General features: G+C 50.1%; 1 protein-coding gene and 1 pseudogene. One reads left to right on the top strand and one right to left on the bottom strand.

The genetic code is table 11. The features are described from left to right. Positions 1–181: pseudogene (locus R7E00_RS23440) on the bottom strand (EamA family transporter); the annotation flags it as partial. 174 nt (positions 182–355) lie between these two features. Between R7E00_RS23440 and R7E00_RS23435 the strand changes: the two are divergent. Continuing rightward, positions 356–1,404: RecQ family ATP-dependent DNA helicase (locus R7E00_RS23435; protein WP_318124628.1), on the top strand; the 1,049-nt coding region annotated here is incomplete at its 3' end.

The following is a 1,404-nucleotide window of genomic DNA, read 5'->3' as shown; positions in this document are numbered from 1 at the left end:
GGCCAAAATGAAGAAGTGCGGCAAGCAAAAAGAAAGACCAAATCACTCGGTGGCTTAGGATCTCGAGTGGAGACACTTGTGCTATCGATTTAAAGTACATGGGCGCAATGCCCCACATCGTGTACGCGCCAACCGCAAGCAGGACACCTTGCCGCGCGCGCTGTTGTTCTTCTGGTGTCATGAAGTGTCACCTAATTGTGTGTTTATAGAGCAGAAAATCAGTATACGAGCCGTGGTGTGAAACACCTAACAATTTGCGGTTTTATTCACCATGAAACCCCATTACAATGTGCCCTCACTTTGTGTGCTGGTGGCATGCAAAAGCATTTCTACATCACCCAATCTGAGATTTTTCATGACCTCAACTTTGTTAGCCGAACAATCAGACTCACCTGTAACGCCTCAACGTGTGTTGGAGGAAGTTTTCGGTTATCAAACGTTTCGTGATGGCCAGCAAGAGGTCATCGAATCGGCGGTCGAGGGCAAAGACAGTCTGGTGATCATGCCGACAGGTGGTGGCAAATCTCTTTGCTATCAGATACCTGCGTTGGTTCGTAGTGGCATCACCTTGGTGATTTCGCCGCTGATTTCTTTGATGAAAGACCAGGTCGATCAGCTCAAAGCCAACGGCGTTGCGGCAGAGTGTGTGAACTCCACCATGAGTCGTGAAGAGCTGCTGAGTGTGTATAACCGCATGCACAGCGGTCAACTCAAATTGGTTTACGTCTCACCAGAACGCGTGTTAATGCGTGACTTCATCGAGCGACTCGAAAACCTGCCTTTGGCGATGATTGCGGTGGATGAAGCGCACTGTATCTCGCAATGGGGACACGATTTCCGTCCCGAATACGCCGCGCTGGGTCAGTTAAAGCAGCATTTTTCGCATGTGCCATTTATGGCGCTCACCGCCACTGCGGATGACGCTACACGTCGCGACATTCTTGAACGCTTACGTTTGCATGAACCTCATGTCCACTTAGGCAGTTTTGACCGTCCGAATATCCGCTACAACCTGGTCGAGAAGCACAAGCCGATTTCTCAGATCATTCGTTATCTCGACACCCAAAAGGGCAATTGCGGCATCATTTACTGTGGTAGCCGTAAGAAAGTCGAAATGGTGACGGAGAAGTTGTGCAACAACCACATCCGTGCGGCGGGCTATCATGCAGGGATGGACGCTGATGAGCGTGCTTACGTTCAAGAGGCGTTTCAGCGTGATGACATTCAAATCGTGGTCGCGACGGTTGCCTTTGGTATGGGTATCAACAAGCCGAACGTCCGGTTTGTGGTGCACTTTGATATTCCGCGCAATATTGAATCCTACTACCAAGAAACGGGACGAGCAGGGCGAGATGGTTTGCCTGCTGAAGCGATGATGTTGTACGACCCTGCAGACATCAGTTG

Source organism: Vibrio sp. Vb1755 (assembly GCF_033338635.1).
In the GTDB taxonomy this organism is placed as follows: Bacteria; Pseudomonadota; Gammaproteobacteria; order Enterobacterales; family Vibrionaceae; genus Vibrio; species Vibrio alginolyticus.
The sequence above is the reverse complement of the archived record's forward strand: the minus strand, read 5'-3'. Positions and strand labels throughout refer to the sequence as shown.